Here is a 26,887-nt window from a genome sequence, read left to right as displayed (position 1 = left end):
GATGAAACTCAATGATCTGAGTCCAGCGCCGGGTTCCCGTCGCGAAAAGCATCGTCCGGGCCGTGGTATCGGTAGCGGTTTGGGTAAGACTGGTGGCCGTGGCCACAAAGGTCAAACCTCCCGCTCCGGTGGCACTATTGCTCCAGGCTTTGAAGGCGGTCAACAGCCGCTGCATCGTCGCCTGCCGAAGTTCGGTTTCGTTTCCCTGAAAGCCATGGACCGCGCAGAAGTGCGTCTGTCCGAGCTGGCCAAAGTGGAAGGCGACATCGTCACCGTGCAGTCCCTGAAAGATGCCAACGTGATCAACGTCAACGTACAGCGTGTGAAAATCATGCTGTCCGGTGAAGTGACTCGCGCTGTCACTATCGGCAAGGGAATCGGCGCCACCAAAGGTGCGCGTGCGGCTATCGAAGCAGCTGGCGGCAAGTTCGAGGAATAAATGGCTAAGCAAGGTGCTCTCTCTGCGCTCGGCAAAGGCGGTATGTCTGAACTCTGGGCTCGTCTGCGTTTTCTGTTCCTGGCGATTATCGTCTACCGAATAGGCGCACACATCCCGGTTCCAGGTATCAACCCGGACCGACTCGCAGACCTGTTTCGACAGAATGAGGGGACCATTCTTAGCTTGTTCAACATGTTCTCCGGCGGCGCGCTGGAACGGATGAGCATCTTTGCACTGGGGATCATGCCGTACATTTCGGCATCGATCATCATGCAATTGATGACCGCCGTCAGCCCGCAGCTGGAGCAGTTGAAGAAGGAAGGTGAAGCTGGCCGTCGCAAGATCAGCCAGTACACCCGCTACGGCACCGTCGTCCTCGCTCTCGTTCAGGCTATTGGCATGTCCATTGGTCTGGCGGGGCAGGGCGTTGCGTTCACTGGTGACTTTGGCTTCCATTTCGTCGCGGTATCCACTTTCGTGGCTGGTGCGATGTTCATGATGTGGCTGGGTGAGCAGATTACTGAGCGTGGTGTAGGCAACGGTATCTCGATGTTGATTTTTTCGGGTATCGTCGCCGGTCTTCCGAGAGCAATCGGGCAGTCTTTCGAGTCTGCGCGTCAGGGTGATATCAATATCTTCGCCTTGGTTGCCATCGGTTTGCTGGCAGTAGCGATTATCGGTTTCGTGGTGTTCATTGAGCGTGGCCAGCGTCGTATCGCTGTTCACTACGCCAAGCGTCAGCAGGGCCGCAAGGTTTTTGCTGCGCAGACAAGCCACTTGCCGCTGAAGGTGAACATGGCCGGTGTTATTCCGGCTATTTTCGCGAGCAGCATTTTGCTGTTCCCGGCTTCGTTGGGTGCCTGGTTTGGTCAGTCTGAAGGTATGGGCTGGTTGCAGGACATCTCGCAGTCGATCGCTCCTGGTCAGCCGTTGAATATTCTGCTGTTTAGTGCAGGGATTATTTTCTTCTGCTTCTTCTATACGGCGTTGATGTTCAATCCGAAAGACGTAGCGGAAAACCTGAAGAAGTCCGGTGCCTTTATTCCGGGCATCCGTCCAGGTGAGCAGTCTGCACGCTATATTGATGGCGTTCTGACTCGCTTGACCATGTTCGGTGCTCTTTACATGACGGCCGTGTGCCTGTTGCCCCAATTCCTGGTGGTTGCAGCAAACGTTCCGTTCTACCTTGGCGGGACCTCGTTGCTGATCGTGGTCGTGGTTGTGATGGACTTCATGTCCCAAGTACAATCGCACCTCGTTTCGCACCAGTACGAATCCCTGATGAAGAAAGCCAACCTGAAGGGTTACGGCAGCGGCATGTTGCGCTGAGTACCCATAAGGTTCGAGGAGTTGGTGATGAAAGTTCGTGCATCGGTGAAAAAGCTGTGCCGTAACTGCAAGATTATTCGCCGCGAAGGTGTTGTTCGAGTAATTTGCAGCGCGGAACCGCGTCACAAACAGCGCCAAGGCTGAGTGTGATTGTGCTTCAAGCCCGGCAGCTAGTGCGCTGCCGGGTTGATTATTTGTTATTACAGCGATATTATCTCGCGCCCTATTTCTTGGCTTCCGGGGCGTAGGTAGCTGTCAATTGGAGTCCCACTGAATGGCCCGTATTGCAGGCGTTAACATTCCAGATAACAAGCATACTGTTATCTCGCTGACCTACATCTATGGTGTCGGTCGCACTACTGCGCAGAAAATCTGTGCAGACACTGGGGTAAACCCAGCAGCAAAGATCAAAGATCTGAGCGACGAGCAAATTGAACAGCTGCGTGGCGAAGTGGCGAAGTTCACCACTGAAGGTGACCTGCGTCGCGAAATCAACATGAAAATCAAGCGCTTGATGGACCTCGGTTGCTATCGCGGTCTGCGTCATCGTCGCGGTCTTCCAGTACGCGGTCAGCGTACCAAGACCAACGCGCGTACCCGTAAAGGTCCGCGTAAGCCGATCCGCAAGTAATCGCCCCAGCGAATCGACAGGAATTTAATCATGGCAAAACCTGCTGCTCGTCCTCGTAAAAAAGTTAAAAAGACAGTGGTTGATGGCATCGCCCACATCCATGCTTCTTTTAACAACACCATCGTGACCATTACCGACCGTCAAGGTAACGCTCTTTCCTGGGCTACCTCCGGTGGTTCGGGTTTCCGCGGTTCCCGCAAGTCCACTCCGTTCGCTGCTCAAGTAGCTGCTGAGCGTGCTGGTCAAGCTGCGCTGGAATACGGCCTGAAAAACCTCGACGTTAACGTCAAGGGTCCAGGTCCAGGTCGTGAATCCGCAGTCCGCGCTTTGAACGGCTGTGGCTACAAGATCGCCAGCATCACCGACGTGACGCCAATCCCGCACAACGGGTGCCGTCCGCCGAAGAAGCGCCGCGTGTAATCCAGGAGATTGTAAAGAATGGCTCGTTACATTGGTCCAAAATGCAAACTCGCTCGTCGCGAAGGCACCGATCTCTTCCTGAAGAGCGGCGTGCGCGCGATCGAATCGAAGTGCAACATTGAAGCAGCACCTGGTATCCACGGCCAACGCCGCGGTCGCCAGTCCGACTACGGCACCCAACTGCGTGAAAAGCAGAAGGTTCGTCGTATCTACGGCGTTCTCGAGCGTCAGTTCAGCGGCTACTACAAAGAAGCTGCTGGCAAGAAAGGTGCAACCGGTGAAAACCTGCTGCAACTGCTCGAATGCCGTCTGGACAACGTTGTATACCGTATGGGCTTTGGTTCGACTCGTGCCGAATCCCGTCAGCTGGTATCGCACAAGTCGATCAGCGTTAACGGTCAGACCGTAAACGTTCCGTCGTATCAGGTTCGTGCTGGTGACGTGGTCGCAGTTCGCGAGAAAGCAAAAAACCAACTTCGCATTGTCCAAGCTCTCGATCTGTGTGCCCAACGTGGCCGCGTAGAATGGGTAGAAGTAGACACTGAGAAGAAGTCGGGCGTTTTCAAGAACGTTCCTGCTCGCAGTGATCTGTCCGCCGACATCAACGAAAGCCTGATTGTCGAGCTCTACTCCAAGTAAGGGCTAGAAAATAGGTGCATCCATGCAGATTTCGGTAAATGAGTTCCTGACACCCCGCCACATTGATGTGCAGGTTGTCAGTCCAACCCGCGCCAAGATCACTCTCGAGCCTCTCGAGCGTGGTTTTGGCCACACCCTGGGCAACGCGCTGCGCCGCATCCTGTTGTCCTCAATGCCCGGCTGCGCAGTAGTCGAGGCCGAGATTGACGGTGTGCTCCACGAGTACAGCGCCATCGAAGGTGTACAGGAAGACGTAATTGAAATCCTGTTGAACCTTAAAGGTCTGGCCATCAAGCTGCACGGTCGTGACGAAGTTACGCTGACCTTGTCGAAGAAGGGTTCGGGGGTGGTTACCGCTGCCGATATTCAGCTGGATCATGATGTCGAGATCGTTAACCCCGATCACGTAATCGCTAACCTGGCGTCTAACGGCGCCCTGAACATGAAGCTCACCGTAGCTCGTGGTCGTGGTTATGAACCAGCCGACTCGCGTCAGAGCGATGAAGACGAAAGCCGCAGCATTGGTCGCTTGCAGCTCGACTCTTCGTTCAGCCCGGTTCGCCGTATCGCATACGTGGTGGAAAACGCCCGTGTCGAGCAGCGTACCAACCTGGACAAGCTGGTTATTGATCTGGAAACCAACGGTACCCTGGATCCTGAAGAGGCTATCCGCCGCGCTGCAACCATCCTGCAACAGCAGTTGGCTGCGTTCGTCGACCTCAAAGGTGACAGTGAGCCAGTGGTTGTCGAGCAGGAAGACGAGATCGATCCGATCCTGCTTCGCCCGGTTGACGATCTGGAACTGACTGTACGTTCGGCTAACTGCCTTAAGGCGGAAAACATCTACTACATCGGCGACCTGATTCAGCGTACCGAAGTAGAGCTGTTGAAGACTCCGAACCTGGGCAAGAAATCCTTGACTGAAATCAAGGACGTTCTGGCCTCCCGCGGTCTGTCCCTCGGCATGCGCCTCGACAACTGGCCGCCTGCAAGTCTTAAGAAGGACGACAAGGCGACTGCCTGATCGTCGTAATCACCGAACGTAGTGTTTGGTAAGGAATGAACCATGCGTCATCGTAAAAGTGGGCGTCACCTGAGCCGCACCAGCTCGCACCGCAAGGCCATGTTCCAGAACATGGCGGTGTCGTTGTTCGAGCACGAGCTGATCAAGACTACTCTGCCAAAAGCCAAAGAACTGCGCCGCGTTGCCGAGCCGCTGATCACTCTGGCCAAGACAGACAGCCTGGCTAACCGCCGTCTGGCTTTCGACCGTACTCGTTCGAAAGCTATCGTTGGTAAGCTCTTCAACGACCTGGGCAAGCGTTACGCTACCCGTGAGGGTGGCTACCTGCGCATCCTCAAGTGCGGCTTCCGCGCTGGCGACAACGCGCCTATGGCGTACGTCGAGTTGGTTGATCGTGCTACTGCTGGCGAAGCTGTATCCGCCGAGTAAGACGTCAGTCTGAAACGAAAAACCGGGCCTAGTGCCCGGTTTTTTGTGCCCGCAAGAAATGCGCTGTTCGTACAAGCTTCTGACATTGTTGTGTTGCCACTATGTGCAGGGAAACATAATTAGTAATTATCTATCGATGACTGCAAGTTAATGAATTTGTAGGTGTCTCATCGATGATCAATACTTCCCAGCAAGCCGATTAGCCGGCAGTTTCAAGACTGACAGAGGAAGAAGACCGTATGAGCCAGATCAAAACGCTTACGACCGCCAGTGGCGCACCTGTCGCCGATAACCAGAATTCTCGCTCCGCCGGCCCCCGTGGCCCGCTGCTGCTCGACGATTTTCATCTGATCGAGAAGCTTGCCCATTTCAACCGTGAAAACATTCCTGAGCGCCGCGTGCACGCCAAGGGCTCGGGTGCTTACGGTACGTTCATCGTGACCCGTGATATCACCGAATACACCAGCGCCAAACTGTTTGAGGCCGTGGGCAAGCAAACGCCAACGTTCTTGCGCTTCTCCACTGTAGGCGGCGAACGTGGCTCGGCTGACACTGAACGTGATCCACGTGGGTTCGCCCTCAAGTTCTACACCGAAGAGGGCAACTGGGACATCGTTGGCAACAACACCCCTGTTTTCTTCATTCGTGATCCACTGAAGTTTCCCGACTTTATCCACACGCAGAAACGTCTGCCGCAGAGCAACCTGAAAAGCGCCCAGATGATGTGGGACTTCTGGTCGCATTCGCCGGAAGCACTGCATCAAGTGACCATTCTGTTTTCGGATCGCGGCATTCCCGATGGCTACCGTCACATGCACGGCTTCGGCAGCCACACCTACAGTCTGATCAATGCAAAAGGTGAGCGTCACTGGGTGAAGTGGCACTACAAAACCAAGCAAGGCATCAAGAACCTGGCACCGGCCGATGCTGCGCGCCTGGCGGGTACCGATCCGGATTACGCTCAGCGTGATCTGTTCGAAGCCATCGAGCGTGGCGACTTCCCGAAATGGCGCGTATGCATTCAGATCATGACCGAGGCTCAGGCTGCAGCGCACTATGAGAACCCGTTCGACGTGACCAAGACCTGGTCGCAAAAGGAGTTTCCGCTGATCGAAGTCGGCGAACTGGAGCTGAACCGCAACCCGCTGAACTACTTTGCCGAGGTCGAGCAAGCCGCATTCGGTCCGAGCAACATGGTGCCAGGTGTCGGTCTGTCGCCGGATCGCATGCTGCAAGGCCGCGTGTTCGCCTACGCCGATGCACATCGCTATCGCGTGGGCACAAACCACCAACAATTACCGGTGAATGCGCCGCGCAGCCCGGTGAATACGTACCAGCGCGACGGCTCGATGGCCTTCGGCAGCAATGGTGGTGCAGCACCTAACTACGAACCGAACAGCTACATTGAATCACCGAAGCAAGCTCCGCACTACGCCGAGCCTGCACTGGCATTGAGTGGTGCTGCTGACCGTTACGATCATCGCGAAGACACCGATTACTACAGCCACGCCGGTGCGCTGTTCCGTCTGATGAGCGACGAGCAGAAAGCCTTGCTGGTCAGCAATATCGCCGGCGCCATGAGCGGTGTTTCACCTGATGTGGTTGATCGTCAGTTGCAGCATTTCTATAAGGCCGATCCGGCGTATGGAGAAGCAATCGCAAAGCTGCTCGACGTACAGCTTAACGAAGTCTAAACGAGAAGCAGAACCGCCCTCATTGGGGCGGTTTTTGCGTTATTTAGGCTGGTTTTCTCAGAATATCTTCGCTTTTATTGCGCGAAACGGGGTGACCTTCCGGTCAGCTTGGTTCAAACTACAGACTTTCAAGCAGGGAGATGTAGGGCGATGCAAGGCCACCCAGACGTAATCGATTACCTCAACACGTTGCTGACCGGCGAACTGGCCGCGCGTGACCAATATTTTGTTCACTCGCGGATGTATGAGGACTGGGGTTTCACCAAGCTCTACGAACGAATCAACCACGAGATGGAAGAAGAGGCCGGTCACGCCGACGCACTGATGCGCCGGATCCTGATGCTCGAAGGCACACCGCGCATGCGCCCGGACGATCTCGACGTCGGCACCACCGTCCCGGAGATGCTCGAAGCCGATCTGCGTCTCGAGTACAAAGTCCGCGCCGCTCTGTGCAAAGGCATTGAGTTGTGCGAGCAGCACAAGGATTATGTCAGTCGCGAAATCCTGCGTGTTCAGCTCAACGACACTGAAGAAGATCACACCTACTGGCTGGAAAAGCAGTTGGGCCTGATCAAGCTCATCGGTCTCGAGAATTACCTGCAATCTCACACCTGATTGCACAGACACAAAAAAGCCCCTGTCACGGGTGAAGTGACAGGGGCTTTTTCATGCCCGGAGATCAAGCCCGATCGCGAATCAGCAATGGCTTGAGGTAATGACCGGTGTGAGACTGCTTCATCTCGGCCACTTCCTCCGGCGTACCGGTGGCGATGATCTGACCACCCTTGGAGCCGCCCTCCGGCCCCAGATCCACCAGCCAGTCGGCAGTCTTGATCACGTCCAGATTGTGCTCGATCACCACCACGGTATTGCCGTGGTCGCGCAGGCGATGCAGCACGTCGAGCAGTTGCTGGATATCCGCGAAGTGCAGACCGGTGGTCGGCTCATCGAGGATATACAGAGTTTTGCCGGTGTCGCGCTTGGACAGCTCGCGTGACAGCTTGACCCGCTGCGCTTCACCACCGGACAGCGTGGTTGCCGACTGCCCGAGCTTGATGTACGACAGGCCCACATCCATCAACGTCTGTAGCTTGCGTGCAAGCGCCGGTACCGCGTCGAAGAACTCCCGCGCCTCCTCGATGGTCATCTCGAGGGTTTCGTGGATGCTCTTGCCCTTGTATTTGATCTCAAGGGTTTCGCGGTTGTAGCGCTTGCTCTTGCACACATCGCACGGCACGTAAATGTCCGGCAGGAAGTGCATTTCCACTTTGATCAGACCGTCGCCCTGACACGCCTCACAGCGACCGCCTTTGACGTTGAACGAGAAACGTCCCGGGCCATAACCACGGGAGCGCGACTCGGGTACACCGGCGAACAGTTCGCGGATCGGTGTGAACAGCCCGGTGTAGGTCGCCGGGTTGGAACGCGGCGTACGGCCGATCGGGCTTTGGTCGATATCGACGACTTTGTCGAGATGTTCCAGGCCTTTGATGCTGTCGTGCGCGGCCGCTTCCAGCGTGGTCGCACCATTGAGTGCAGTAGCGCTCAACGGGAACAGCGTGTTGTTGATCAGCGTCGATTTGCCCGAGCCGGAAACACCGGTCACGCAGGTCAGCAGGCCGATCGGGATTTCCAGATCGACGTTGCGCAGGTTGTTGCCGCGCGCGCCCTTGAGCGACAGCGTCAGCTTCTTGTTACGCGGCGTGCGTTTGGCCGGCACTTCGATCTTCACCCGCCCCGACAGGTATTTACCGGTCAGGGAATCCGGGTGCGCCATGACTTCGGCCGGCGTGCCTTCAGCCACGATCTGCCCGCCGTGCACCCCGGCGCCCGGCCCGATATCCACCACATAATCGGCCAGACGAATCGCGTCTTCGTCGTGCTCGACCACGATCACCGTGTTGCCGATGTCGCGTAGGTGCTTGAGGGTGCCGAGCAACCGGTCGTTATCGCGCTGATGCAGGCCAATGGACGGCTCGTCGAGGATGTACAGCACCCCGACCAGACCTGCGCCGATCTGGCTGGCCAGACGAATGCGTTGCGCCTCGCCGCCGGACAGGGTGTCGGCGCTGCGATCCAGCGACAGATAGTCGAGGCCGACATTGACCAGAAATTGCAGGCGCTCGCGGATCTCCTTGAGGATCTTGTCGGCGATCTCGCCACGCCGCCCGGTCATCTTCAACTCGCCGAAGTATTCGCAGGCATCGCCAATCGGCAGGTTGGTCACTGCCGGCAGGGTTTTCTCGCCAACCCACACGTGCCGCGCTTCACGGCGCAGACGAGTGCCGCGGCAATCCGGGCAAGCCTGGGTGCTGAGAAACTTGGCCAGCTCTTCGCGCACGCTGGCCGATTCGGTTTCGCGGTAGCGACGCTCAAGGTTCGGCACGATACCTTCGAACGGGTGCGAACGTTTGACGATGTCGCCGCGGTCATTGAGGTACTTGAAGTCGACATTCTGCGAGCCGCTGCCGTGCAGGATCTGTTTCTGCTGTTCGGCGGTCAGCTCGTTGAACGGCTTCTCAAGACTGAACTTGTAGTGCGAGGCCAGTGAGCCGAGCATCTGGAAATAATAGACGTTACGCCTGTCCCATCCGCGAATCGCGCCCTCGGCAAGAGTCAGTTCACCATTGACCAGGCGCTTGATGTCGAAGAACTGCTTCACGCCCAGGCCATCGCAGGTCGGGCAGGCGCCGGCCGGGTTGTTGAAGGAGAACAGCTTCGGCTCAAGCTCGCTGATGGCATGGCCGCAGATCGGGCAGGCAAAGCGCGCGGAGAAGATCATCTCTTCACCTGGCTCATCGTCCATCGGCGCGACCAAGGCAATGCCGTCCGCCAGCTTCAGTGCGGTTTCGAACGATTCGGCCAGACGCTGCTGCAGGTCGGCGCGGACCTTGAAACGGTCGACGATCACATCGATCGAGTGCTTCTTCTGTTTATCCAGTTTCGGCAGTTCATCGAGTTCGCAGATGCGACCGTTGACCCGCGCACGGACGAAGCCTTGGGCGCGCAGCTCTTCGAACACTGACAAGTGCTCGCCTTTGCGCTCGCGGATCACCGGCGCCAGCAGCATCAGTTTGCTGCCCTCCGGTTGCGCCAGCACCAGGTCGACCATCTGGCTGACGGTCTGAGCTTCCAGCGGAATATCGTGATCCGGGCAGCGCGGCGTACCGACGCGTGCATACAGCAGACGCAGGTAGTCGTAGATTTCGGTGATGGTGCCGACCGTGGAACGCGGGTTGTGCGAGGTCGACTTCTGTTCGATGGAGATCGCCGGCGACAAACCTTCAATGGTGTCGACGTCGGGTTTTTCCATCATCGACAGGAACTGTCGGGCGTAGGCCGACAGGGATTCGACATAGCGGCGCTGACCTTCGGCGTACAGCGTGTCGAAGGCCAGGGACGACTTGCCGGATCCGGACAGGCCGGTGATGACGATCAGTTTGTCCCGTGGCAGGGTCAGGTCGATGTTCTTCAGGTTGTGGGTACGGGCCCCACGTATCAGGATCTTGTCCAAAGTGGCCTCGCTCGGCGGGCGTCGAAAACGTAGGAGTATACGGGCAAATACTGGATGGATGCACACTATCAAACGAAGGGTTTTTTACCTTGCATGAAGAGAGTTTCATCTATACGCGTCATAGCGTCGCGATATACCCCGTCTTTCGATGGGACTGGTAGAATCGCCGCCGGTTCACACGAGGTTTTTCCATGCACGATCCCCACAGCGAACGCATGAGTAGCGGCGAGACCCGCGCAGCGAGCGGTCTGGCCCTGGTGTTCGCCTTCCGTATGCTTGGCATGTTCATGGTGTTGCCGGTACTGGCGACCTACGGCATGGACCTGGCGGGAGCGACCCCGGCCCTGATCGGGCTGGCGATTGGCGCTTACGGCCTGACCCAGGCGATTTTCCAGATTCCGTTCGGGATCATTTCCGACCGTATCGGCCGGCGGCCGGTGATTTTCCTCGGGCTGGTGGTCTTCGCCCTTGGCAGTGTGCTGGCGGCTCAGGCCGATTCGATCTGGGGCGTGATTGCCGGACGCATCCTGCAGGGCGCCGGGGCGATTTCCGCTGCGGTCATGGCACTGCTTTCCGACCTGACCCGTGAACAACACCGTACCAAAGCCATGGCCATGATCGGTATGACCATCGGTCTGTCGTTCGCCGTGGCCATGGTGGTCGGGCCGTTGCTGACCCGCGCGTTCGGCCTGTCCGGACTGTTCCTCGCCACTGGCGGCATGGCCCTGTTCGGCATCGTCATCGTGATGTTCATGGTGCCGAAATCCACCGGGCCGCTGAGCCATCGTGAATCCGGAGTGGCGCGTCAGGCCTTGATGCCGACGCTCAAACATCCCGATCTGCTGCGCCTGGACTTGGGCATTTTTGTGTTGCACGCGATGCTGATGTCGAGCTTCGTCGCCCTGCCGCTGGCGCTGGTGGAAAAGGCCGGGCTGCCCAAGGAGCAGCACTGGTGGGTTTATCTGACTGCGCTACTGATCTCTTTCTTCGCCATGATCCCGTTCATCATCTATGGCGAGAAGAAACGCAAAATGAAACGAATTTTGCTCGGCGCCGTCCTGACGCTGATGCTCACTGAGCTATTCTTCTGGCAGTTCGGTGACAGCTTGCGGGCTCTGGTGATCGGCACGGTGGTGTTCTTCACCGCGTTCAATCTGCTGGAAGCTTCGTTGCCGTCGCTGATCAGCAAGGTTTCACCGGCAGGCGGGAAGGGCACGGCCATGGGCGTGTATTCCACCAGCCAGTTCCTCGGTTCGGCGCTCGGCGGGATACTTGGCGGCTGGCTGTTTCAGCATGGCGGTCTGTCGGTTGTGTTCCTTGGATGTGCGGGTCTGGCTGCCATCTGGCTGGCCTTTGCTGTTACCATGCGCGAACCTCCCTACGTGACGAGCCTGCGCTTGCCGTTGTCGCCCGAGGCGATCCGCGAAGCGGGTCTGGTCGAGCGCCTCAAGGCCCTCGTAGGGGTAACAGATGCAGTGATAGTTGCTGATGAAGCAGCTGTTTACATCAAACTGGACAAAGAATTAGTGGATCGCGACACCCTCGAACGCCTGGTGAACAACCCGGCCGGGGCTGCTTGCGAAGCCTAGGAGAACGTTATGGCCCGTGGGGTTAACAAAGTCATATTGGTCGGCACTTGCGGCCAGGATCCCGAAGTTCGCTACCTGCCTAACGGTAACGCCGTGACCAACCTGAGTCTGGCAACCAGCGAACAGTGGACCGACAAGCAAACCGGTCAAAAGGTCGAGAAGACCGAATGGCACCGTGTTTCGATGTTCGGCAAGGTTGCGGAAATCGCCGGCGAGTACCTGCGTAAAGGTTCGCAGGTGTACATCGAAGGCAAGCTGCAGACCCGCGAGTGGGAAAAAGACGGTATCAAGCGTTACACCACAGAAATCGTGGTCGACATGCAAGGCACCATGCAACTGCTCGGCGGCCGTCCACAACAGGGCGACCAACAAGGCGGTGGCAACAACTACCAGCAGCAGGCGCCACGCCAACAGGCTCCGCGTCCGCAGCAGTCGGCTCCGCAACAGCGTCCAGCCCCGGCTCCACAGCAGGCTGCACCGCAACCGGCTCCGGATTTCGACAGCTTCGATGACGATATCCCGTTCTGATTCGCTGCTGCATCCACGCTGAATAAAAAAGGCCCGTCGTTCAACACGACGGGCCTTTTTTGTGGCGCAAGGTCCGCGATTACCACTGATCTCCTGTGGGAGCGGGCTTGCTCGCGAAGGCGTCGGGTCAGTCAAAGCATTTGTTGAATGGCAGTCCGCTTTCGCGAGCAAGCCCGCTCCCACAAATGCGGATGTGTGTTTCAGTCGAGGATCAGGTGCGGCAGAAACCGGCTTGAATCCTTGGTGATCAGACTGTTGTCTTCGCGCACGCCGATCCCCGCGGCCTGATCACCAATCACCCACGAGCCGACCAGGGTGTAGCTGTCGTCGAACTTCGGCAATGGCGCAAATTCCTGCAGGATGAACGGCGCATCGGTGTAGGGCCCGTCTTCTTTGACGATCAGACCTTCTGCCGTGTGCAGTTCGATATTGGCGCCTTCCCGGGAAAAGTACGGTTTGCGCACCCAACCCTTGGGCACCGCACTGGCCGGATTCGGATCAAGGTGCGCCGCCAGCAGGTTCGGGTGGCCCTTGTGCAGTTCCCATAGCAGTGGGAGTGCGCCTTTGTTCGACAGGATCGCTTTCCATGCCGGTTCGAAAAACTGTGTATCGCACTCGGCAATCGCCGCACCGAACGGCTCGTGGAAGATGAATTCCCAGGCGTGCAGTTTGAACAGGTGCGGGATCCAGCGATCCTCAAGGTCGACGAAGCGACCCTCGGCGGTCAGGCCGATGTCTTCGATGTCGATGTGCCGGGATTCGATGCCGACCTTTTCCGCGATCAGGCGCAAGTAGTCGGTGGTCCCCTTGTCTTCGACCGAGTCTTTCATCGACGCAAAGTAGAACGGCCGCTTGAGCTGCAACTCGGCAAACGCCTGGTGCAGCTTGGTATCGATGCTGTTGAACTGGTCGGCATGGCGCGGCAGCATCCCGCGCTCGATGCACTGCTCCAGCCAGCCCCACTGAAATGCCGCCGCCTCATAGAGACTGGTCGGCGTGTCGTAGTTGAGTTCCAGCAGCTTGGCCGGGCCGTTGCCGCTGTAGGAAAAGTCCATACGCCCGTACAGATGCGGATGACCTTCCAGCCAGGACGTGCGGATCATGTCGTAGTACGGCGCCGGGATGCTCAGGCGATCCAGCAGCTCTTCGCTGTGCACCACGCGGTCGACCAGGTCCATGCACATCTCGTGCAGTTCGGTGGTCGGGTCCTCCAGATCATTTTCGATCTGCGCGAGCGTGAACTGGTAGTAGGCGCTTTCGTCCCAGTACGGCTCGTCGTCGATGGTGTGGAACAGAAAGCCGAGGCTTTCGGCCGTCTGTTTCCAGTCGGGGCGCTCGGCGCAGTGGATCTTTTTCATGATCAGCTGCTCGAACTGCCCCAGCCGCCCCAACCGCTGCGCGCGGAAGACTGGCTGCCGAAGCCGCCGCGGGACGTCGACGAAGCGACGTTGACCGGTTTGCTCCGGGTGCTGTCGTAGCGGGTGTCGGTGCGGGTAGCCGGTGCCGATTCGATTCTGCGGTACTGCGTCGAAGTGTTGTAGGTCTGGCGCGTATCGCGATCGCGATAGACCGTGCGATTGGCGTTGTTGCTCATCGCATTGCCGATCAGCCAGCCCGTCAGCCAACCGTTGCCGCCGCCGGACGAGTGAGAAGTACTTTGTACGTTCTGCGCGGCGGCGGCTTCACCGGCAGGCATCTGCGCATTGGCAAGCGCATTCAGGTCCTGTGGCGCCTCGCCGTTCTGCGGCACCTTGAAACCGCCGAGCTTCGGCACGAAGCGGCCATCGGAGTTTTTCTGGCACCAGTCGGCGGCAAAGTCTGCGTCGCACTTGGCCTTGTCATCGTAGGCCGGCGCAATACGTCGGTGTTCGGTCAATGCCGCGACGTAGGCGGTGGAGCAGACGTCGGCGGCCACTTCGGCGCCGACGCACTCCTCGACAGATTGGAAGCGTTGCTGCTCCTGCGCGGTAACCTCGCCGGAAATCGCCAGCGCCACCGAAGCGGCGAGGGACAGTTGAACGTACTTGCTGCGTTTCATCGAAGGCTTCCTGCCGATCAGTTGGACGGGGTCATGCACGCGGCGTTGAGCATGCCGACGCTGATAGCCACCGCGGCCACGTAGATTCCCGAGGCGATTTCACCGTTGGCGATACGCTGCGACGTGCCCTTGAGCACCAGGCTTGTGGCGAGGAAGGCCAGCAGTTGCACCACCGCAGCAATTACCGCCCACAGCACGAAATCGAGAACGTTGACCGAAAACGCGATCACGTTGCTGGCCGGAATCGCGAAGCCGATGATCGCGCCCGCCAGAGCGATGGCGGCAGCGATGTTGCCGGAGCGAATCAGCTCGAACTCCTTGTGTGGCGTGATGCGGGTGTAGACGAACTGAAACAGCATGAACAGCAGCACGGCGCCGATCAGGTAGACGACGAAACCGACCAGTGCGGTCTTGTTCAGGGAAACGGCCAGCACTTCCAGCATGGAAAACTTCCTTATTTAAATGGTGCTCAAATCAGTCGTGTACAGCGAAATGCCCAGCGAGGTACTCAGGCTGACGGTGCCTTCCTCGTCCTGTTCGACGGAGAACAGCAGCAGTTCGCGGCGATCGGTCAGGCCGGTCTCGCGCGCGTAAAGCATGGAGTGGTGTTCGATGGTGTAGCTCTCGTCCGGGTTGACCACGTGTTCGGTCATCGGAACGAGTTCGGTCTGGCCTTGTTCGGTGCCCCATTCGCGGCTGTACTGGACGCCGTCGTGGGTATAGATCGGCAGGCCGATCGGGCTTTCGGGGCCGGCGAGGCGCTGCAGCTCGGCGTCACTGTTGACGGTCACGTAGCTGAGGTAGTTGAACAGGGTGACCGACTCGATCTGGTCGTCACCGGTGACGTGGATTTGCAGCCAGAAGTCTTCGTTATTGAGGTAGTAGCGATGCAGCTTGTTGGATTGGCCGAGGTCGATCCAGCCGGCGCTCCAGATTGCCTCTGCCGCTGGAACCTGCACCGAGGTGCTGCCATCGAGCAGCAAGGCCAGAGTCGAATCGAATCGCACGCCTTTGCCTTGTGCCATCCCGAGTGGGCCACTGGCAACGTTTGGCGTTGGCGCAGCGGTCTGCCAGTTGCTGGTGCCCAGCAAGTCTTTGAACCATCCCATGGGTACATTCCTTGAGGCGGGTGGAGGTGTTCGTCGTAAAAAACGCCGCCAGTGTACCGGGCCGGGCGACGAACGACACGCCGTAAACCATGTGGGAGCGGGCTTGCTCGCGAAGGCGGTGTGTCAGGCAGCTAAAGTAATGACTGACAAATCGCTTTCGCGAGCAAGCCCGCTCCCACAGGTTTTTGTGCAAACGCTTACTGCGCGGACTTCTGCTTCAGACGCTCGAGGATCGCATTGGCGCTGCCTTCGTTCGGCGTGATGCCGGCGTCGCGCAGTTTGCGTTCCAGGTCATTGCCGGTCGAAGCGTCAGCCAGTTCATCGGCGGCACTCAGCTCGGCAGCGCGTTGCTGCTGCTTGGCCTGCAGACGGTTCAGCGTGCCGACGGCGGTTTCTAGCTTGCCGTTGGCACCGCCGCTGGCGATGGACGCGCTGACCTGCGCCTTTTGCACGCTTTCACGGGCCTTGGCCATGTCCACCTGCTGGCGCAGGCTTTTGATCCGCGACTCGGCCTTGGTGATGTCCTTGCGCATGTTTTCGGCGTAGGTGCCGAATTCGTCGCTCTGGGCTTTCTCGGCGGTCAGGTCGTTGGTCAGGGTCGAAATCGCTTCGGCCACTTCCATGGCCAAGTCTTCGCGGCCGGCGTTCAGCGCGGAAACCGCCTTGGCTTCCAGATCCTTGATCTTGGCGTCGTACTCGCTCACGCGGTCAGCGGCCAGTTTGTGCTTGGCCATGATAGTGACCAGCTCACGACGGGCATTCGACAGCGCGGTGTCGGCGTCGCGGATTTCCTGGTCGAGGATACGCAGGGCCTGTTGGTCGACGATCGCTTCGCCGACTTCATTGGCGCCGCCGCGCAGCGCGGTGAACAACTTGCTCCAGATGGACTGAGTCATTGGATATTCCCTGTTGATTACTTGAAGAAGTGTTCGAAGGCTTCGCTCGCGCGCTGCACGTTGTCGACCAGGGTTTTCACCTCGGTGACGACGTTTGTCAGGCTCGAGTCGGCGCTGAGGGCGCCAAACATGTTGTAAACGGTCTGACCATTGGGCATCGACTCGATGCCGATCGACGACAGCGGGAACATTTCCCGGCTGCGCAGCACGGCGTCGTTGAAGGCGCGCACGTCAGTGATCGAATCGATGTCCACGAGCACGGTGTCGACGATGATCTGCTGACCGGCCACGGCGATGTGAATCGGCAGACCGCCGAATTCGTTCATTTCCAGCTTGATGCTAGGTTCGGAGCTCTGGATCAGAGACAGCGTGATCTCGTGCGAAGCCACCTCGTCCAGTGCCTTGAGGGCGTTGAAGAGGCTATCGATGTTCCAGTTGTTGCCTGCGCTCATGTAATTCTCCGACATGAATGAGCCAGCCAGAATCGGTTGGCGTAGCTGTTGCTCCATCTGCTTGAGCAAGCTTCGGTTTTCCGGAAGTACCCAAGTTTCGTGTTTCACATAACCGGCGGCAGCCAGGCCCGCGCGCATCTGCTTCATGTAGAAGCTCGACGGTTTTTTCGCGGACGGTTTCGAGCGCTCTCCCTTTGGGCTCTCTGATGCAACGGTGGGGGAGCGACTTTTCATGGCAATGACTCCGTTATGAACATCTCACGCGTGAGCCACACTACAGCCAATTCAAAGTGCCATCAATGGCTCACGCGTGAGATCTTTTTGACCTGTCGAAATTTTTGATGAGGTGGTGGTCGCAAGCGTTGTCCCGGGTGGGAGTGTGTTTCTGATGAAACACTGATGTTTATGGTCTGGAAGGCGAATTTGTTCTCAAGTTTCTCGCAGTGATTTTTTATTGTTTAAGTATTGAAGATAATTCCTACATTGTTTTTCTATGTTTCCGTAAGAAGTAATGGCGGCACTTCGTAAAAGCGTAGGAAGTGTATTTTACGTGAGTAATATTAAGAAACAAGGTGAGTTCGCAACCACTGAAAACTTATTCTAGTTTTGGGGTGTGCACATCTTCACCCCGGTGGAAACAGCTTCACCACCGGCCCTTCAACTTTTGAGGAAATCATTATGACTTTCGAAAAAGCATCTTCCGCTGGCGATTCTCAGATCGGCTGATCTGATCAGTAAGAACCGGGGCCTTAATGGCCCTGGTTCTTTATCAAGTTGTTTTAATAGCGATTGAGGCTCGAATATGAAGCTTTGTCTTAAACCGACGATTATTCCGTTCAAACTTGATGGTCAGGTCGTTTTGCGCTTTAACGGTCAATACGCAAAAATCCCCGACCCCCACGGTGCTGTCTGGGAGTTCGCCAAGGCACTTGATGGCCGTACACCCTATGAGGAGTTGATTACCCAGGTGGCAGGCCGTTATCCCGCGGTGGATCAGGACGAAATCCGAAGCGTCGCGCAAGATCTGATAAAATACCGGCTGGTCGAGAGTCCGGATGCCTTTGAGACTACTTCTCTTTCGGATCATGATCGCATCAGATTTTCCCGCAACATCGACTTTTTCGGGTCGATGGCGGCTGTGGGCGAGAACAAGTTCACCCCCCAGGAAAGACTGCGCATGGCCAAGGTCTGTGTCCTGGGCTGCGGCGGTCTGGGCACCCATATTCTGTTCGACCTGGTAGCGCTGGGTGTCCACCATCTGACGATCCTCGATTTTGACACGATCGAGTTGAGCAATTTGAACCGGCAGATCCTTTACAAGGAAGCCGACGTCGGCATGCCGAAGGTTGCAACGGCCAGGCGCAGGTTGCTTGAATTCAACAGTCACCTCGACATTACTGCTCACGAAACCCGCCTGCAGTCGGCGCAAGACGTCGCCGGCATCGTACGCGGCCACGATATTGTGATTTGTGTCGCCGATAAACCCGCGAACTACATGGCCGACTGGCTGAATGAGGCCTGTGTTGAACAGGGCGTACCCTTCATTTCAGGCGGGCTTGATGTACGGCGCTCGGTGTTTTATTCGGTGGTGCCTGGCTCCTCGGGCTGCGGTGCTTGCTGGCTGACGTCGGCGCGTAACAAGAGCAGCCTGGTGAACAGCGTTTCGACCATGGCCAAACAGCACGACATCACTTATGAGCATCCCGGCCCGGCTCTTGTGACTTTGGTGGCTGTCACCGCCGGGATGATGGTCAGCGAAACAGTCAAGATCATCACCGGCTGCCAACCGCCACAATTGACCAACAAGCTCAAGGAATTCACATTCGACGACCTGAACGTCAGCGTTGCTGAAGTCTGGCAGCAGAATCCGGACTGCACGGTGTGTGGACATCTCGCGAACGGGCAACGGTCGCGGCAGGCGGAGACTGTCTAGATGTTCAAACTCCTGGCTTCCTATGCCATCACGTCCATCTGTTCATGGGCCATCGCGTTTCTGATCCCGCTTTATGTTTATGAGCAGACCGGCTCCCCAGTCTGGACGTCGCTGGCTTTTTTCGCCGCGATGGCGCCCTACATACTGGTCACGCCCTTCGCCGGTGTGTGGAGTGATCGCTACAGCAAACGGCGTTTTCTGATCGGCGGTGATCTGATCAACATCGTCACCGGCTGCCTTATATATGCTGCTGTGAGTACGCTGTCCGGGAGCAGCTTGAGTATCACCCTGTTATTGCTGAGCTTTCTGCTGGCAAGCGTCGGTGCCACTCACCACCCGGTTTTCCAGAGTATCGCGCCAGCGCTGATTGAAGGCCCCAAACTTCATCGGTTCAATGCGATCGTCAATGCCAGTGACAACATCATTCGCATCGTTGCACCAATCAGCGTTGCAGCCTTGCTGTCCTTCAGTACCAAGGAGCAGTTGCTGATTGGCAGCATTGTCGGATTTGCGCTATCCCTGCCGCTTTGCTTCTTGCTGAAAGAGCAGGGTAAGCCTGCGCCTGCCACCACGCGGGTATTCACGGAAATCAAAGCCGGACTGCTGTATGTCATCCAGCAGCGAGAACTGTGTTCGTTTGTCATGCTGTTCTTTTTCTGCAATTTCGGTTTTGCCTTGATCGGTGCCAGCCTTGTTTATGTCTACACCACGCTACTGGCCGTGCCATTGAGTGATGTCGGCTATTACTACGGGCTCATTGGTGCAGGTGCCGTCGCCGGATCAGCTATGGGGGCGTTTCTGGTGAAGAGATATCCGGCCGGCATTCTTATCCGTCGAAGCTGTTTGCTGGCCGGGGTGTTCACGCTGATGGGGGCGATGGCCAACGATCCGTGGTCACTTTCGGCACTATGGGCGCTTTCTACCGGTTGCCAATCCGTGGTGGTCATCGCTTTTTTCACCTATCGCCAGCAAGTGGTTCCGCAAACCATTCTGGGGCGAACGGTGGGAGTTACACGGCTCATTGCCTACCTCGCGATTCCTCCCGCGAGCCTGCTGAGTGGATGGCTGTTACTGCATTTCTCGAGCAGCGCTGTGATTCTTGCGTCAGGCGGTCTGTGCATCATTTTCGCCTCTCTATGTGCTTACTTTCTGGCCAGGTTTGAGCGCCCGGTCATTTACAGCGACGCACAATGAATACGGTTTTGTAAGTTTTTCGGGGTTTCGGAATAACTGGAAAGTTTCGATCAGTTGGATGGCTGATAAAGAATTAAAAGGAATTTAAAGTTGGATGAAAACAAAGAGTTGAATGGCGGCGATAGGGTGAAGGTCATTAAATTCATAACCGGAGGCACATTATGGGACGAATGGCTGGACGCTGATGCGTTAGATGGATTGGTTAATCATGAACTGTTGCTGGCAATGCAAGACGGTCATGTTTCTCTGCAGGGGATGCGTTACTTTCTGATCCAGCATCATTACTACTCGCGAAACTTTACCCGCTTTCTGTGTGCGATCATCAATCGCCTCGAATCCCTTGACGACATCAAATTGCTGATGGAAAACATGCAGGAGGAAATGGGCATTGATGGTGACAACAAGCTCACACATGCCGAGCTGTTTCAAAGGTCGCTACGGATCCTGGGCACCCATCCCTTGGCTGAATTGCCTTTACCTCAGACCGTGGATTTCACCCAATGCATCATGCAGCTTTGCCGAAGTGAAAATCCTGTAGAGGGCCTCGCAGCGCTCTGCCTGGGAGCCGAAGCCATTGTGCCGCTGATTTACAAACCGATTCTGCTGGCACTGGAGGGACTGAATGTCAGTGAGGAAGGCCTGGAGTTCTTTCGCCTGCATATCGAAGAGGATGAGGACCACGCGATAACCATGCTGGGAATTCTGCAACGCCTGACTAACCAGACGCCTGAAGCCAAGCGGCTTGCGATTCAAACCGGGCGTCAGGCTATGCTCAAACGTTGTGTCATGTTCGATGCCATCTGGAAGGAAGTCAGTCAGCAGTAGTCGGCGTCCCGTTTCGTGCAAATTGCCGCGGATTCGCTGGCAGTCGTGCAGTTTGAAACAGGCCCGATGCCACCATGCTTGTTCCAAGCGATTGAATCATTGGGCATTCCCGGCGCCAGGCGATTGGCCTGATCTCTGCACTTCTCTCATTACATTCATCAATTGGCTTGAAGGGGGACGCATGACCCCGATGTCGAGCAGGAAAGTGGTCGTCGCCCATTCGGTTCGGGCCGGGGCGCCGCAACATGAAGTGCAGACCAACAAGGCACTTGCCCGCTGGCTGGCGCAGATTCTGGGGCTCAGCTTCGGCGGAAGCTTTGACCCGCAGAAGCATCGCGGTCGCGATTTGTATTGGCTGCCGACCCAGACCATTGTTGGCCCGGCCAGCGCGCGTAATCTGGGGATCAGGGGTCCCGGCGATTTGTGGGGCGGGTACGTCGAACACGATTTCATTTGCACCAAAGCCATCAGCCACGGCTTGCGCAGTCATCTGGCTCACGCGCCACAAGGCTGGGCGCCGCAATTCTCCGAGCGCGTTCGCGATGTGGTGCTCGACGGCTTGACGGTGTTTGCCGTGGAAGATGCGCGACCCGCTGCCGAGCATCTGCTGTACAGCGGACCGATCCGCCTGAAGCCGATTCACGCCTGCGCCGGTCGCGGTCAGGAAGTTATCAACAGCCTCGACGCGTTCGATGAAGTACTGTCCCGTGCAGAAGCGGAAGCGTTGTTTCGCGATGGCGTGGTGCTCGAACAGGACTTGAGCAAGGTCTTAACCCACAGCGTTGGCCAGTCATTCATCGGCGACAAAGTGCTTAGCTACTGCGGTGATCAATACTTGACCAAGGATGCCCATGGCGAAGACGTCTATGGTGGTTCGAATCTGTTGGTAGTGCAGGGCGGCTACGAAGATCTGCTGGCGCTGGACTTGCCGGATGACGTGCGACTGGCCATCAAGCAGGCGCAGATTTTCGACCGGGCGGCGGATGAGGCTTATCCAGATTTCTACGCCTCCCGGCGCAACTACGACATTGCCCAAGGCCTGGACAGCAATGGCAAACCCCGCAGCGGGGTGCTCGAACAATCCTGGCGCATGGGCGGTGCCAGCAGCGCTGAATTGGCCGCGTTGCAAAGCTTCGTCAATGATCCGCAGATGCCCGCGATCCGCGTGTCGACCGTAGAAACCTATAGCGATCAAAGCCTGCCGGCGGACGCCATCGAAATCTATCGCGGGCCAGCGGAGAACAGCGACTTCCTTCTCAAATACGTAACGGTCAAATCTTATGACGGCTAGAAGCGAAAGCATTCAGATCGACATTGATGATGAACAGATGAGCGGGACGTTTCTCAGTCCAAAATCGAAAGTCCCCGGCGTGTTGTTTGTGCACGGTTGGGGCGGTAGCCAGGAGCGTGATCTTGAACGCGCCAAGGGCATCGCCGGTCTCGGTTGTGTATGCCTGACCTTCGACCTGCGCGGCCACACCGGTGGCACGGGCATTCCGCTGACCCGGGTCACGCGCGAAGACAATCTGCGTGACCTGCTCGCAGCCTACGACCGCCTGCTGGCGCATCCGGCGCTCGACACCTCGGCGATTGCGGTGGTTGGCACCAGTTATGGCGGTTACCTGGCTTCGATCCTCACCTCGTTGCGTCCGGTGCGCTGGCTGGCGCTGCGGGTACCGGCGCTGTATCGCGACGAGCAATGGCACACGCCCAAGCGTGAACTGGACAAGGCCGACCTGCGCGACTATCGGGCGACGTTGGTCCGTGCAGACAGCAACCGTGCGCTGCACGCCTGTTCACAGTTCACCGGGGATGTGTTGCTGGTGGAATCGGAAACTGACGATTACGTGCCCCACGCAACGATCATGAGTTACCGCGCCGCCTGTCAGCAGACGCATTCGCTGACGCACCGGATCATCGACGGCGCCGACCATGCCTTGAGCGAGCCGGTTTCGCAGCAGGCCTATACTTCGATTCTGGTGGACTGGATTACCGAGATGGTGGTGGGTGAGCGGTTGAGCATCATCCAGTCCACATGATTTGTTGTGGCTCTTCGGACGCCTTCGCGAGCAAGCCCGCTCCCACATTTGAAATGCGTTCTACCTGTGGGAGCGGGCTTGCTCGCGAAGGGGCCATCAGCCATAGCCACAAAATCAGGACGGTTTCTTCTCGATCCGCAACGCCTTGGCCTTGGCTTCCACCAGCAAATACATCACCACCGTAATCAACAACGGCAACAGAAAATAAATCGCCCGATACGCCAGCAACCCCGCCACCAGACTGCCCCGCGAAGCTTCGTGCTGCAGCAGCGCGACAAACACCGCTTCCAACACTCCAAGCCCCGCCGGAATGTGCGTGATGACTCCGGCAATCGCACTGATCAACAGCACTCCAAGCACCAACGGATAATCCAGTTTGCTCGGCAGCAGAGTGAAAATCACCGCCGCCATCAGCGACCAGTTCAATGCACCGAGCAGCAATTGCAGGACGGCCATGCGCAGTGATGGCAGGTTGATTTCCACCCCGCGAATCGACCACTCGCGGCGCTTGGAGAACTGGCACGCGGCGAGGTAACCGGCACTCAACAGCAGCAACAGCACGCCGATGCCCTGCAACGCGGCGCTGCTGATTTTCCATCCCGGCGGCATGCTCACCAGGCCGCTGCTGAACACTACGCCGGCAATCGTCATATAACCGAACCAGTTGGTGGCCAGGCTCAGACCGAGAATCTTGGCGATGTTGCTTTTGCTCACCCCCAGGCGCGAATACAGCCGATAGCGCATGGCGATTCCGCCGACCCAGGCACTGAGATTGAGGTTGAACGCATAGCTGATGATCCCCACCGGGAGGATCTGTTTCCAGGTCAGGTCCTGACGAATGTAGGTGCGGCCGATCAGGTCGAAACTGGCGTAGGTGAGAAAGCTCAGCAGGGTCAGGCTGGCGGCAATGATCAGCGTGCGCACCTTGAAGTCGGCCAGGGTTTGCAGGACTTCCGCCCATTCGATACGGGTGGCGAACATCGTCAGCAACACGATCAGCGCGAGGAAGAACAGCAACGTCAGTGGGCGTTTCCAGCGACTCCAGCGAGAGTGAGTGGCGGGCGCAGACTGTGCGTGGGAATGGCTCATGAGGTGCGCCCCCGAAACGGCTTGAGCCGCGGTTTGTGCGCCGGCAACCAACCGGCCATTGACGGGAAATGCCGCAGGAAGTGAAACACCAGAAACCCTACGGTCATGTGCCAGATCCGTCCTCGCGGGGACATGCTGGCGTCCATCGCCTTGCAGTGGTTCTGGCTCAGGTCTTCGAGGCGCTGAAACAAATGCTGATTGAACGCGCGATCGCGGATCAGCACGTTGGCTTCCAGGTTCAGCGACAGGCTCAGCGGGTCGAGATTGCTCGAGCCGACGGTGCTCCATTCCTCATCCACCAACGCGACTTTGCCGTGCAGCGGGCGCTGGCAATATTCGTGGATCTGCACGCCGGCCTTGAGCAGGTAGTCGTAGGTCATGCGTGCCGCCAGTTTCGCCACCAGCATGTCCGGTTGACCTTGCAGAATCAGCCGCACCTCGACGCCACGGCGCGCGGCATTGCGGATCTCGCGCAGCAGGCGGTAGCCGGGGAAGAAATAGGCGTTGGCGATCACCACCCGGCGTTTGGCCCGGCGCAATGCGTGCAAGTACACATCTTCGATGTCGGTGTGATGCTGATCGTTGTCGCGAAACACCAGACGTACCTGACCGTCGTGATCGTTGAAAGCCATGTCCGCCCGGCGCTGACGCCGTCGCTGCCACCAGAACCGTGCGCGTCCCGGACGACCACTTTGCAGCAGGGCGAAATGATGGATGTCAGCGACCGCTGGCCCTTGAATCTGCACCGCATAATCCTGTTTCGCCTCGGGGCCGAAATCGGCCAGGTGATCGCCGGAAAAGTTGATCCCGCCAATGAACGCGATCAGTCCGTCGACCACCACAATCTTGCGGTGCAGGCGGCGGAACCAGTTGGTGCGAATGCCCAGGTGCTTGGGCGCCGGGTCAAACATCTGCAGATGCACGCCCGCTTCGCTCAGTGCCGCGAGATAACCGGTGGTCAACTCGCCGCAACCAAAACCGTCGAGGCTGACAGTGGTGCGCACGCCACGCCGGGCGGCGCCGATCAGGATCTGCTGCAACTCTGCGCCGACCTTGTCTTCGAAAACGATGAAGGTCTCCAGCAGAATTTCACTCTTCGCCGCACGCATGGCGTCGAACACCCGGGGGAAATATTCCTCGCCGTTTTCCAGCAACTCGACGCGGTTATTGCCCTGCCAGCCGTATTCGACATCGACATGCCCTGGCTCGCGCACTGGCGGGTTGATGCTGATCGGTTCCACGGCGGATTTCTCCAGCGGTGCGCTGCTCATAGTTCGATCTCCACCGATAACGGGACGTGGTCGGAAAGGTGTGACCAGGGCCGGTTGGCCAGGACTTTCGGTTGGCTGGCCTTGAGGTTGCGTACATAAATACGATCGAGCCGCAGCGTCGGCAGCCGCGCCGGAAAGCTGCGCGCCGGTTTGCCGTGATGTTCGGCGAACACCTCGCGCAGACCGCAGGGTTGGAGCAGCGCATCGGCGCGCTGGCGCCAGTCATTGAAGTCACCGGCGACGATCACCGGCGCGTTATCCGGCAGCTCCGCCAGACGCTCGCCGAGCAGTTTCAATTGCGCATTGCGATGGCTTTCGCGCAGACCCAGATGCACGCAGATCGCATGCACTTCGACGCCATCGCCGGGCAGGCGCAGCACGCAATGCAGCAGCCCGCGGTTCTCGTGACCGCTGATCGACACGTCGAGGTTGTCGTGGCGGATGATCTGGAATTTCGACAGCAACGCATTGCCGTGATCGCCCTCCGGATACACCGCGTTGCGCCCGTAGGCGAACTGCGGCCACAGGCTGTCGGCGAGGAACTCGTATTGCGGCATCGTCGGCCAGTTGCTGTAGCGCTTGGGATGATGCTCGTGGGTGCCGTGGACTTCCTGCAAAAACACCACGTCGGCGGCCACGCTGCGCACCGCTTCGCGCAACTCCGGGAGGATGAAACGTCGATTGAGTGCAGTGAAACCCTTGTGTGTGTTGACCGTCAGCACGGTGAAACGACGCACCGACACTTCAACGCTGGTCTGCTCGTCGGTGAACCCGACCGGCTCTGGAATACTCATGCCAGCACCCCTTCGGCAACCGGTTCGCCGGGGGTGGTGGCGAGCGTTTTATCCAGCGCGAATCGGTGGAGCAAGCTGCGCGCGTCGTAGGGCGCGCGGACTTTGATGTCGTTGTCGAAATAACAGAACACTTCGCGGGATTTGCGCGCCCGCGGCTTGAGGCGCGGCGCGATCAGATGCGCATCGCCGGGTTGCCGGCCGTGATGCCAGGCGTCGATGCGTTCAGCCCATTTGTTCAGCGCGGCGTCGGTGTAACCGCTGGCGTAAAGCTCTTCGGCACCGTGCAGGCGCAGGTAGACGAAATCGCTGGTGAGGTCTTCGCGGTACGGCCATTTGCCGGCGGTGTCGGCGATCACCAGGGCGGTGTTGTAGCGTTTCAACAAGCGCACGAAGTCGGGGTCGATGAACGTGTCATTGCGCACTTCCACGGCATGGCGCAGCGGTTTTTTGCGCCAGGCTTTGAGGCTGGCGTGGCCGTGAAGATGTGAATCGTGTTGGCGGGCGAGGGCGGCGGCCGCTGCAGTATCGTGGGGCAACAATGAGAGGAAGTGTTCGAAGCGCTCAGGATCGAATTTGAAGTTCGGTGGAAACTGCCAGAGGATCGGCCCGAGTTTTTCCTTGAGCTCCAGCACCCCGGAGGCGAAGAAGTTCGCCAGCGGCTTTTCGATCTCGCGCAGGCGCCGGACGTGGGTGATGAAGCGCGGCGCCTTGACGCTGAACACGAAGTCGTCCGGCGTTTCGCTGTACCACTGGGCATAACGTTCGGGCCGTTGCAGGGCGTAGAACGATCCATTGATTTCGATGCTGTTGACCGCCCGCGAAGCGAACTGTAATTCGCGCTTCTGCGTCAGTCCTTTCGGGTAGAAATCCCCGCGCCACGGAGCGTAGCGCCAGCCGGAAATACCGATGTGAATCGTTGCCATGCCGCCCTCCCGTTGTCAGTCCTCGTACAGCCTGTGTCTGTTGATGACTGCGGGCGGTTCGGGAAAGTTTCGGTGGCGTTACGGACGG

Annotated in this window: 28 protein-coding genes; 17 read left to right on the top strand and 11 right to left on the bottom strand. The window is 58.0% G+C overall.

Translation table 11 applies throughout. The features are described 5' to 3' along the window. The first annotated feature begins 1 nt into the window (after position 1). The 10 genes from rplO (at position 2) to bfr (ending at position 7,220) form a co-directional block, all read left to right on the top strand. Positions 2 to 439, top strand: a complete 438-nt coding sequence (gene rplO, locus AC3WMV_RS17310) for a 50S ribosomal protein L15 (protein WP_003228720.1) — start codon at positions 2 to 4, stop codon at positions 437 to 439. Continuing rightward, entirely contained in the window at positions 440 to 1,768 is a 1,329-nt protein-coding gene (gene secY / locus AC3WMV_RS17305; protein WP_003228718.1) for a preprotein translocase subunit SecY, read from the top strand. Between the two features lie 27 nt (positions 1,769 to 1,795). Then, a complete protein-coding gene (rpmJ, locus tag AC3WMV_RS17300) occupies positions 1,796 to 1,912 on the top strand; it encodes a 50S ribosomal protein L36 (protein ID WP_002555468.1) in 117 nt (38 codons plus the stop codon). A gap of 130 nt (positions 1,913 to 2,042) precedes the next feature. Further along, on the top strand, positions 2,043 to 2,399 hold the full coding sequence (gene rpsM, locus AC3WMV_RS17295; protein WP_008374135.1) for a 30S ribosomal protein S13: 357 nt from the start codon (positions 2,043 to 2,045) through the stop codon (positions 2,397 to 2,399). A gap of 30 nt (positions 2,400 to 2,429) precedes the next feature. Beyond that, complete coding sequence (gene rpsK / locus AC3WMV_RS17290; RefSeq protein ID WP_002555466.1) at positions 2,430 to 2,819, top strand: 30S ribosomal protein S11; 390 nt, start codon at positions 2,430 to 2,432, stop codon at positions 2,817 to 2,819. An 18-nt stretch (positions 2,820 to 2,837) separates the two neighbouring features. Then, positions 2,838 to 3,458, top strand: coding sequence for a 30S ribosomal protein S4 (gene rpsD / locus AC3WMV_RS17285; RefSeq protein ID WP_003176404.1), 621 nt, complete (start codon positions 2,838 to 2,840; stop codon positions 3,456 to 3,458). Positions 3,459 to 3,480: 22 nt separating this feature from the next. Then, entirely contained in the window at positions 3,481 to 4,482 is a 1,002-nt protein-coding gene (locus AC3WMV_RS17280) for a DNA-directed RNA polymerase subunit alpha (protein ID WP_003186012.1), read from the top strand. Positions 4,483 to 4,524: 42 nt separating this feature from the next. Further along, positions 4,525 to 4,911: a 50S ribosomal protein L17 gene (gene rplQ / locus AC3WMV_RS17275; RefSeq protein WP_003176402.1), complete on the top strand. Its 387-nt coding sequence runs from the start codon at positions 4,525 to 4,527 to the stop codon at positions 4,909 to 4,911. Positions 4,912 to 5,150: 239 nt separating this feature from the next. Then, positions 5,151 to 6,605 (top strand): catalase, encoded by a 1,455-nt coding sequence (locus tag AC3WMV_RS17270; RefSeq protein WP_097089412.1) that lies wholly within the window; start codon positions 5,151 to 5,153, stop codon positions 6,603 to 6,605. A gap of 150 nt (positions 6,606 to 6,755) precedes the next feature. After that, positions 6,756 to 7,220: a bacterioferritin gene (gene bfr / locus AC3WMV_RS17265; protein ID WP_003228714.1), complete on the top strand. Its 465-nt coding sequence runs from the start codon at positions 6,756 to 6,758 to the stop codon at positions 7,218 to 7,220. A 64-nt stretch (positions 7,221 to 7,284) separates the two neighbouring features. Here the strand turns inward: bfr and uvrA are convergent, their stop codons facing one another. Continuing rightward, positions 7,285 to 10,119, bottom strand: coding sequence for an excinuclease ABC subunit UvrA (gene uvrA, locus AC3WMV_RS17260; protein WP_027614251.1), 2,835 nt, complete (start codon positions 10,117 to 10,119; stop codon positions 7,285 to 7,287). A 191-nt stretch (positions 10,120 to 10,310) separates the two neighbouring features. On the opposite strand from uvrA, the gene AC3WMV_RS17255 reads away from it, so the two are divergent. Both AC3WMV_RS17255 and AC3WMV_RS17250 read left to right on the top strand, forming a co-directional pair. After that, positions 10,311 to 11,708, top strand: coding sequence for an MFS transporter (locus AC3WMV_RS17255; protein ID WP_103367213.1), 1,398 nt, complete (start codon positions 10,311 to 10,313; stop codon positions 11,706 to 11,708). A 9-nt stretch (positions 11,709 to 11,717) separates the two neighbouring features. Then, the gene (locus AC3WMV_RS17250; protein ID WP_007966163.1) at positions 11,718 to 12,236 is read left to right on the top strand and encodes a single-stranded DNA-binding protein; all 519 of its coding nucleotides are present in this window, start codon (positions 11,718 to 11,720) and stop codon (positions 12,234 to 12,236) included. Between the two features lie 200 nt (positions 12,237 to 12,436). Here AC3WMV_RS17250 and AC3WMV_RS17245 read toward each other — a convergent pair whose 3' ends face one another. The 6 genes from AC3WMV_RS17245 to AC3WMV_RS17220 all read right to left on the bottom strand — a co-directional run bounded on the left by AC3WMV_RS17245 (position 12,437) and on the right by AC3WMV_RS17220 (position 16,965). Next, positions 12,437 to 13,594, bottom strand: a complete 1,158-nt coding sequence (locus tag AC3WMV_RS17245) for a glutathionylspermidine synthase family protein (RefSeq protein WP_096796347.1) — start codon at positions 13,592 to 13,594, stop codon at positions 12,437 to 12,439. A 2-nt stretch (positions 13,595 to 13,596) separates the two neighbouring features. Beyond that, on the bottom strand, positions 13,597 to 14,274 hold the full coding sequence (locus tag AC3WMV_RS17240) for a DUF1190 domain-containing protein (protein WP_027614248.1): 678 nt from the start codon (positions 14,272 to 14,274) through the stop codon (positions 13,597 to 13,599). A 17-nt stretch (positions 14,275 to 14,291) separates the two neighbouring features. Next, positions 14,292 to 14,717 (bottom strand): DUF350 domain-containing protein, encoded by a 426-nt coding sequence (locus AC3WMV_RS17235; RefSeq protein ID WP_095139066.1) that lies wholly within the window; start codon positions 14,715 to 14,717, stop codon positions 14,292 to 14,294. Between the two features lie 15 nt (positions 14,718 to 14,732). Beyond that, positions 14,733 to 15,383, bottom strand: a complete 651-nt coding sequence (locus AC3WMV_RS17230; RefSeq protein WP_103367214.1) for a DUF2491 family protein — start codon at positions 15,381 to 15,383, stop codon at positions 14,733 to 14,735. Between the two features lie 197 nt (positions 15,384 to 15,580). After that, positions 15,581 to 16,279, bottom strand: coding sequence for a PspA/IM30 family protein (locus AC3WMV_RS17225; protein ID WP_097089407.1), 699 nt, complete (start codon positions 16,277 to 16,279; stop codon positions 15,581 to 15,583). Positions 16,280 to 16,296: 17 nt separating this feature from the next. Further along, complete coding sequence (locus tag AC3WMV_RS17220; RefSeq protein ID WP_041074461.1) at positions 16,297 to 16,965, bottom strand: YjfI family protein; 669 nt, start codon at positions 16,963 to 16,965, stop codon at positions 16,297 to 16,299. 568 nt (positions 16,966 to 17,533) lie between these two features. Between AC3WMV_RS17220 and AC3WMV_RS17215 the strand changes: the two genes are divergently transcribed. The 5 genes from AC3WMV_RS17215 to AC3WMV_RS17195 all read left to right on the top strand — a co-directional run bounded on the left by AC3WMV_RS17215 (position 17,534) and on the right by AC3WMV_RS17195 (position 22,722). Continuing rightward, complete coding sequence (locus AC3WMV_RS17215; protein ID WP_097089405.1) at positions 17,534 to 18,664, top strand: HesA/MoeB/ThiF family protein; 1,131 nt, start codon at positions 17,534 to 17,536, stop codon at positions 18,662 to 18,664. Then, complete coding sequence (locus AC3WMV_RS17210; protein WP_097089403.1) at positions 18,665 to 19,858, top strand: MFS transporter; 1,194 nt, start codon at positions 18,665 to 18,667, stop codon at positions 19,856 to 19,858. Positions 19,859 to 19,948: 90 nt separating this feature from the next. Further along, positions 19,949 to 20,683: an iron-containing redox enzyme family protein gene (locus tag AC3WMV_RS17205; RefSeq protein WP_097089401.1), complete on the top strand. Its 735-nt coding sequence runs from the start codon at positions 19,949 to 19,951 to the stop codon at positions 20,681 to 20,683. A 181-nt stretch (positions 20,684 to 20,864) separates the two neighbouring features. Further along, entirely contained in the window at positions 20,865 to 21,974 is a 1,110-nt protein-coding gene (locus tag AC3WMV_RS17200; protein ID WP_103367215.1) for a DUF3182 family protein, read from the top strand. Further along, positions 21,964 to 22,722 (top strand): alpha/beta hydrolase family protein, encoded by a 759-nt coding sequence (locus AC3WMV_RS17195; RefSeq protein ID WP_027614239.1) that lies wholly within the window; start codon positions 21,964 to 21,966, stop codon positions 22,720 to 22,722. Before AC3WMV_RS17200 ends, AC3WMV_RS17195 begins: the two co-directional genes overlap by 11 nt. A gap of 114 nt (positions 22,723 to 22,836) precedes the next feature. On the opposite strand, the gene AC3WMV_RS17190 is transcribed toward AC3WMV_RS17195, so the two are convergent. Genes AC3WMV_RS17190 through AC3WMV_RS17175 form a run of 4 tightly spaced genes read right to left on the bottom strand, consistent with a single transcriptional unit; the run spans position 22,837 to position 26,799 of the window. Next, on the bottom strand, positions 22,837 to 23,811 hold the full coding sequence (locus AC3WMV_RS17190) for a lysylphosphatidylglycerol synthase domain-containing protein (protein ID WP_027612952.1): 975 nt from the start codon (positions 23,809 to 23,811) through the stop codon (positions 22,837 to 22,839). After that, on the bottom strand, positions 23,808 to 25,082 hold the full coding sequence (gene clsB, locus AC3WMV_RS17185) for a cardiolipin synthase ClsB (RefSeq protein ID WP_103367216.1): 1,275 nt from the start codon (positions 25,080 to 25,082) through the stop codon (positions 23,808 to 23,810). Before clsB ends, AC3WMV_RS17190 begins: the two co-directional genes overlap by 4 nt. Beyond that, positions 25,079 to 25,876 carry an endonuclease/exonuclease/phosphatase family protein gene (locus AC3WMV_RS17180; protein WP_103367217.1) on the bottom strand — a complete coding sequence of 266 codons (798 nt, stop codon included), beginning with the start codon at positions 25,874 to 25,876 and terminating at the stop codon, positions 25,079 to 25,081. Before AC3WMV_RS17180 ends, clsB begins: the two co-directional genes overlap by 4 nt. Beyond that, complete coding sequence (locus tag AC3WMV_RS17175; protein ID WP_103367218.1) at positions 25,873 to 26,799, bottom strand: DUF72 domain-containing protein; 927 nt, start codon at positions 26,797 to 26,799, stop codon at positions 25,873 to 25,875. The genes AC3WMV_RS17180 and AC3WMV_RS17175 overlap by 4 nt, the downstream gene beginning before the upstream one ends. Positions 26,800 to 26,887 lie beyond the last annotated feature (88 nt).

The sequence above is a fragment of the Pseudomonas sp. FW305-3-2-15-E-TSA4 genome, assembly GCF_058787295.1.
This window is presented reverse-complemented; position numbering and strand designations above follow the sequence as displayed.

Bases quoted from the DNA above. Each gene is read 5' to 3' on its own strand.
- rplO (WP_003228720.1), top strand. From the start codon at position 2: ATGAAACTCAATGATCTGAGTCCAGCGCCGGGTTCCCGTCGCGAAAAG.
- secY (WP_003228718.1), top strand. From the start codon at position 440: ATGGCTAAGCAAGGTGCTCTCTCTGCGCTCGGCAAAGGCGGTATGTCT.
- rpmJ (WP_002555468.1), top strand. From the start codon at position 1,796: ATGAAAGTTCGTGCATCGGTGAAAAAGCTGTGCCGTAACTGCAAGATT.
- rpsM (WP_008374135.1), top strand. From the start codon at position 2,043: ATGGCCCGTATTGCAGGCGTTAACATTCCAGATAACAAGCATACTGTT.
- rpsK (WP_002555466.1), top strand. From the start codon at position 2,430: ATGGCAAAACCTGCTGCTCGTCCTCGTAAAAAAGTTAAAAAGACAGTG.
- rpsD (WP_003176404.1), top strand. From the start codon at position 2,838: ATGGCTCGTTACATTGGTCCAAAATGCAAACTCGCTCGTCGCGAAGGC.
- AC3WMV_RS17280 (WP_003186012.1), top strand. From the start codon at position 3,481: ATGCAGATTTCGGTAAATGAGTTCCTGACACCCCGCCACATTGATGTG.
- rplQ (WP_003176402.1), top strand. From the start codon at position 4,525: ATGCGTCATCGTAAAAGTGGGCGTCACCTGAGCCGCACCAGCTCGCAC.
- AC3WMV_RS17270 (WP_097089412.1), top strand. From the start codon at position 5,151: ATGAGCCAGATCAAAACGCTTACGACCGCCAGTGGCGCACCTGTCGCC.
- bfr (WP_003228714.1), top strand. From the start codon at position 6,756: ATGCAAGGCCACCCAGACGTAATCGATTACCTCAACACGTTGCTGACC.
- AC3WMV_RS17255 (WP_103367213.1), top strand. From the start codon at position 10,311: ATGCACGATCCCCACAGCGAACGCATGAGTAGCGGCGAGACCCGCGCA.
- AC3WMV_RS17250 (WP_007966163.1), top strand. From the start codon at position 11,718: ATGGCCCGTGGGGTTAACAAAGTCATATTGGTCGGCACTTGCGGCCAG.
- AC3WMV_RS17245 (WP_096796347.1), bottom strand. From the start codon at position 13,594: ATGAAAAAGATCCACTGCGCCGAGCGCCCCGACTGGAAACAGACGGCC.
- AC3WMV_RS17240 (WP_027614248.1), bottom strand. From the start codon at position 14,274: ATGAAACGCAGCAAGTACGTTCAACTGTCCCTCGCCGCTTCGGTGGCG.
- AC3WMV_RS17235 (WP_095139066.1), bottom strand. From the start codon at position 14,717: ATGCTGGAAGTGCTGGCCGTTTCCCTGAACAAGACCGCACTGGTCGGT.
- AC3WMV_RS17230 (WP_103367214.1), bottom strand. From the start codon at position 15,383: ATGGGATGGTTCAAAGACTTGCTGGGCACCAGCAACTGGCAGACCGCT.
- AC3WMV_RS17225 (WP_097089407.1), bottom strand. From the start codon at position 16,279: ATGACTCAGTCCATCTGGAGCAAGTTGTTCACCGCGCTGCGCGGCGGC.
- AC3WMV_RS17220 (WP_041074461.1), bottom strand. From the start codon at position 16,965: ATGAAAAGTCGCTCCCCCACCGTTGCATCAGAGAGCCCAAAGGGAGAG.
- AC3WMV_RS17215 (WP_097089405.1), top strand. From the start codon at position 17,534: ATGAAGCTTTGTCTTAAACCGACGATTATTCCGTTCAAACTTGATGGT.
- AC3WMV_RS17210 (WP_097089403.1), top strand. From the start codon at position 18,665: ATGTTCAAACTCCTGGCTTCCTATGCCATCACGTCCATCTGTTCATGG.
- AC3WMV_RS17200 (WP_103367215.1), top strand. From the start codon at position 20,865: ATGACCCCGATGTCGAGCAGGAAAGTGGTCGTCGCCCATTCGGTTCGG.
- AC3WMV_RS17195 (WP_027614239.1), top strand. From the start codon at position 21,964: ATGACGGCTAGAAGCGAAAGCATTCAGATCGACATTGATGATGAACAG.
- AC3WMV_RS17190 (WP_027612952.1), bottom strand. From the start codon at position 23,811: ATGAGCCATTCCCACGCACAGTCTGCGCCCGCCACTCACTCTCGCTGG.
- clsB (WP_103367216.1), bottom strand. From the start codon at position 25,082: ATGAGCAGCGCACCGCTGGAGAAATCCGCCGTGGAACCGATCAGCATC.
- AC3WMV_RS17180 (WP_103367217.1), bottom strand. From the start codon at position 25,876: ATGAGTATTCCAGAGCCGGTCGGGTTCACCGACGAGCAGACCAGCGTT.
- AC3WMV_RS17175 (WP_103367218.1), bottom strand. From the start codon at position 26,799: ATGGCAACGATTCACATCGGTATTTCCGGCTGGCGCTACGCTCCGTGG.